This window comes from Streptomyces sp. ADMS, assembly GCF_033441795.1.
Taxonomy (GTDB): Bacteria; Actinomycetota; Actinomycetes; order Streptomycetales; family Streptomycetaceae; genus Streptomyces.
In genome coordinates this window covers 1-4,015 of the sequence record NZ_JAVFVX010000236.1, presented here as the reverse complement: position 1 = coordinate 4,015, position 4,015 = coordinate 1, and the positions used below count along the sequence as shown (strand labels likewise).

General features: G+C 70.2%; 4 protein-coding genes and 1 pseudogene. 4 read left to right on the top strand and 1 reads right to left on the bottom strand.

Annotated elements, in window-relative coordinates:
* The 4 genes and pseudogenes from RB628_RS39675 to RB628_RS39660 form a co-directional block, all read left to right on the top strand.
* Positions 1-191: pseudogene (locus RB628_RS39675) on the top strand (SPFH/Band 7/PHB domain protein); the annotation flags it as partial.
* Positions 192-641: 450 nt separating this feature from the next.
* The gene (locus RB628_RS39670) at positions 642-2,048 is read left to right on the top strand and encodes an APC family permease (RefSeq protein ID WP_318325504.1); all 1,407 of its coding nucleotides are present in this window, start codon (positions 642-644) and stop codon (positions 2,046-2,048) included.
* A 131-nt stretch (positions 2,049-2,179) separates the two neighbouring features.
* Entirely contained in the window at positions 2,180-2,485 is a 306-nt protein-coding gene (locus RB628_RS39665; protein ID WP_318325503.1) for a hypothetical protein, read from the top strand.
* Between the two features lie 288 nt (positions 2,486-2,773).
* On the top strand, positions 2,774-3,163 hold the full coding sequence (locus tag RB628_RS39660) for a hypothetical protein (RefSeq protein WP_318325506.1): 390 nt from the start codon (positions 2,774-2,776) through the stop codon (positions 3,161-3,163).
* Between the two features lie 716 nt (positions 3,164-3,879).
* Here RB628_RS39660 and RB628_RS39650 read toward each other — a convergent pair.
* The coding region (locus RB628_RS39650; protein ID WP_318325505.1) for a hypothetical protein at positions 3,880-4,015 on the bottom strand (136 nt) is incomplete at its 5' end.

The following is a 4,015-nucleotide window of genomic DNA, read 5'->3' as shown; positions in this document are numbered from 1 at the left end:
GCGTGTCCCGCGCCTTCACCGAGGTGCTGCCCCAGTCGCCGGCCACCCGCGAGAAACCTTCGGACGACATGGTTGCCCAGGCCGCCAACGACAAGGCCCAGGCCGCCGAAGCCGCTGCCGAGGCCCTCGCCGAAGCAGCCAAGGCCGAGGGCGTCACCCCCGGTGCCCTTCCGTCCCACCAGCCTCGCTGACGGCGGACGGCGTACCCGCCGGCGCGACCCGCACACCGGAAGCCCCCGAGACCGGCGCTTCGTATGATCCCCAAGCCGGCATGATCCCCAAGCCGGGTGGCAAGCTGCGCCGACCGGGGACTGCGGCGATCACCGGTGCGCGGAATCGTGCCATCAGCCGGGCTGCACCCGCTTGTGCGGTGTGCGGCCGTTTTCCGGCCCGCGACACTGCCGGACCGGGTACGTCGTGAAGCCCGGTCAGCCGAGTGCCGCGCGTGTTGCGGAGTAAGGTCCCCGGGGTTTCCGTTGTGCGGCGCACCTGGTAGCGCCAAGCGGCTGACCAGGCATCCCATCGTTCTGGACATGTATACGATGAAACTTGTACATCCTGATCGTGGTGTTCATGTCCTGACATCCGGTCCACTGCTGTCTCCCTGACGCGTGAAGCCCCCAGAGAGACAGGATCGGCAAATGACGGACAACAGCGGCGGATTCCTCAGAGTGCTCGGCAGAGGAGACGTTCTGGCACTGGCCTTCGGGGCCATGATCGGTTTCGGCTGGATCGTTCTCACCTCCGACTTCATCGGTGACGCCGGGCCGGTGGGCGCGGCCCTGGCCATCACCATCGGCGGCGTGGTCGTCACGCTCGTCGGGCTCACCTACGCGGAGCTGGTCTCGGCCATGCCGCACGCAGGCGGTGAGCACCACTACGCGCTGCGGGCGCTCGGCGGCCGGGGCGCCTTCGTGGCCTCCTGGGCCATGGTCCTCGGCTATGTGTCGGTCGCGGCGTTCGAGGCCGTCGCCCTGCCGCACAGCATGGTCAACCTCTTCCCCGACATGCTCGTGGGCCACATGTGGACGATCGCCGACTACGACGTCTACGCGAGCTGGGTCGCCGTAGGTGTGATCGCGGCGATCGCCGTCACGGTTGTGAACTACATCGGCATACGTCCCGCGGCGGTGTTCCAGACCATCGCGGTGCTGTTCCTGCTCTGCGCGGGCGCCGCGCTGCTCGTCGGAGCCCTCAAGGGCGGTTCCGCCGCCAACATGGAGCCGATGGTCAGCGGGGGCATGGACGGGATCTTCACGGTGCTGGTCGCCGTGCCGTTCCTCTTTGTGGGCTTCGACGTGATTCCGCAGTCGGCCGGCGAGATCAAGCTCCCGTACCGCCAGGTGGGCAGGCTCCTGGTGATCTCCGTGCTCTGCGCCACCGCGTGGTACGTGATGATCATGCTGACCGTGGGCTCCGGTCTCAGCGCCTCCGCCCTCGCCGAGTCCAACCTCGCCGCCGCCGACGCCATGGCCGCCCTGTGGAACAGCGAGGCCATGGGCAACCTCCTGGTCATCGGTGGTATCGCGGGCATCCTGACGAGCTGGAACGCCTTCCTCATCGGCGGCAGCCGACTGCTCTACGCCATGGCCGAGTCCCGTATGATCCCCGCCTGGTTCGGCAAAATGCACCCGAAGTACCGCACCCCGGCCAACGCCGTGATCTTCATCGGCGCCCTCTCGGTACTGGCCCCGTTCTTCGGGCGGGGGATGCTGGTCTGGCTGGTCGACGCGGGCGGCATCAACATCGTCGTCGCCTACGTCGTCGTGGTGCTGTCCTTCCTGGTGCTGCGCCGCCGGGAGCCGAACATGGAGCGCCCGTTCCGCACCCCGGCCGGACCGGCCGTCGGTGTCGCCGCGCTGGTGTTCAGCCTGGGGCTCGGTGTGCTCTACCTGCCCGGCATGCCCGCGGCCCTCATCTGGCCCTCGGAGTGGGTGATCGTCGGCGCGTGGTGGCTGGCCGGCGCGTTCTTCCTGTGGCGCCTGCCCAAGGTGACGGCGGGCGAGGACGCCGAGCAGCGCCTCATCGCCGCCGTCGCCGCCCGCTGACCGCGAGCCCTTCGTGCCCGGTGACGACCGGGCACGAAGGGCATCGCGGACGCCGCGGACCATGCGACAGCCGGAGAGCCGCTCTGGCGCGAGTGTCGCTCCCGCGGCCGGAACAAGGCGGCCAGTCCGCGGTGACGGCGGCATACCGGCGCAGTTTTCCCCGCTTCGCCCACATCCAGCCGGTGCCGGGGCAGTTCTTCTACGGTCAGTGCGGCGGCGTCCGCTACGCAGCCACCCGGTTCGAGTCCACCTCCGGTGCGACATACGAGCAACTCGTGGGCATGCAGGACGAGGGCAGCGCCGCCAAGTACTTCCGCGGTACGTCCGCGAACAGTTGGAGCTACCTCGCCAGTGACGGCTCCCCCCGTGGGCCGCACGGCTGCCGCGACGTCCCACAGATTCCCGAGGCCCTGGCCGCGGCCTGGGGGAACTGCTGAGTCACGTAGCCGAGTTCGTGAACGGCGGCGACGCCGGCCGGCCTTCCGGCCTGGCCCGACGGGCTCGTCGTGTTCTCTCTTCGCCGTCCTGTTCCTGTTCTTGCCGCCGAACTGGACCGGGCCCGTCAAGCCGGGCCCGGTCCGCGACGGACCAGGTGAGTCGGTCCGGTGGCGGGCTGCGGTATCCGCGCAGTCCGGCCGCGCGAAGTCTTCCGGATTCGGGCAGCGACGCCGGACCGTGCGCGGGGGCAGACTTCGCGCGGAAGGAAGCGCGGAAGGGAGCGGGACGTGGTGGTTTTCCTGTGGTGCTGGGTCGGCCTGTTCACTGTGGTACTGCTGCCTCTCGGCATCGCCATGCTCCGTGGCTGGGCACCGAAGAGGGCCCGCACGCGGTGGTCCCCGGCGCGGATCCGAGTACAGGGGGTCTCCGTGCTGGTGCTGTACGTGGGCGGCATGGTGCCGCCGGTGGCCGAACTGGCGGGCATGCCCGGTGAGGCAGCCGACCTCCTGCGCTCCGCGACCACACCCCACCTGCTGTTCCTGAGCCTGGGACTGCAGGGCGGCGCAGCCCTGACCGACTGGTTCGGTCGGCGGACCCAGCCGTGGACGGGCCAGTCCGGTGCGCAGCCCCGGCAATTCGGCTCCCCACATCCGGAAGACGAGGCCCCGCGGTGCTGAAGAGCCGGGTGAGAGCGAAGTACGCGCACCAGTTCAGGTCCCCCGCGGCGGCCCGGCGACGGGCGCGCCGATGGACCGCCTCCGCCGGAGCCCTCGTCGCGTCACCCTTCGGGTGCCTGGACCCGGGGAGCCCTTTGCGGCGCCGTCGTGCGTGTGAACGTCGGCGGCGTCGGTCGGAGGTCAGGGTGATCGCGTCGGGGACGCCGGCGAATGCCTCGGTCACGCGGGCGGTGAGTATCGCTCGGCCGCCTCTGCCGCGGCTGCCGGCGCCTTTACCGCGGCCGGCGGTCCAGTTCTTCGCGCCGACGCGGTAGGCGCCGAAGGCGATCTCGCCGAGCAGACGGAGGCGTACGTCTTCGCGGCCGTTCCGTCCGAGCTTGGCTTCGAGCTGCTCGACGATCTGCTCCTGGTGATGGCTGGCCATGACCAGACTGTGCCTGCGCAGGCCACTGTGGCCGGCGGCGAGGCGACGGGTGGCCAGGAAGCGGCGGGGCCAGTCCTCGTCCTTCACCTCGTACACGTCATCCCCCGAGACCGGGTGGCGGCGCCGGCGCAGACTGATCTCGCCGATGGGCGTCGGTTGCCAGTCGATCTCCTCGAAGCGCAGGCCCATCCGGTCACCTTTCTGACGTTCGTGGACGCTCGGGGCTGTTGGCGCCGTGGTGACGCATACTCCGCCCCGGTGTGGGAGCGGGGGAGTTGGGGTGGCGGCCAGGTCAGGCGTCGATGATGACGGGGATGATGAGGGGCCTGCGGCGGTGGGTACGGAAGGCCCAGTTCGCCACGGCACGGGCGACGAGCTGTTCCAACTGGCGTGCGTCGCCGACGCCCTCCTGGGCGGCGGTGGCCAGC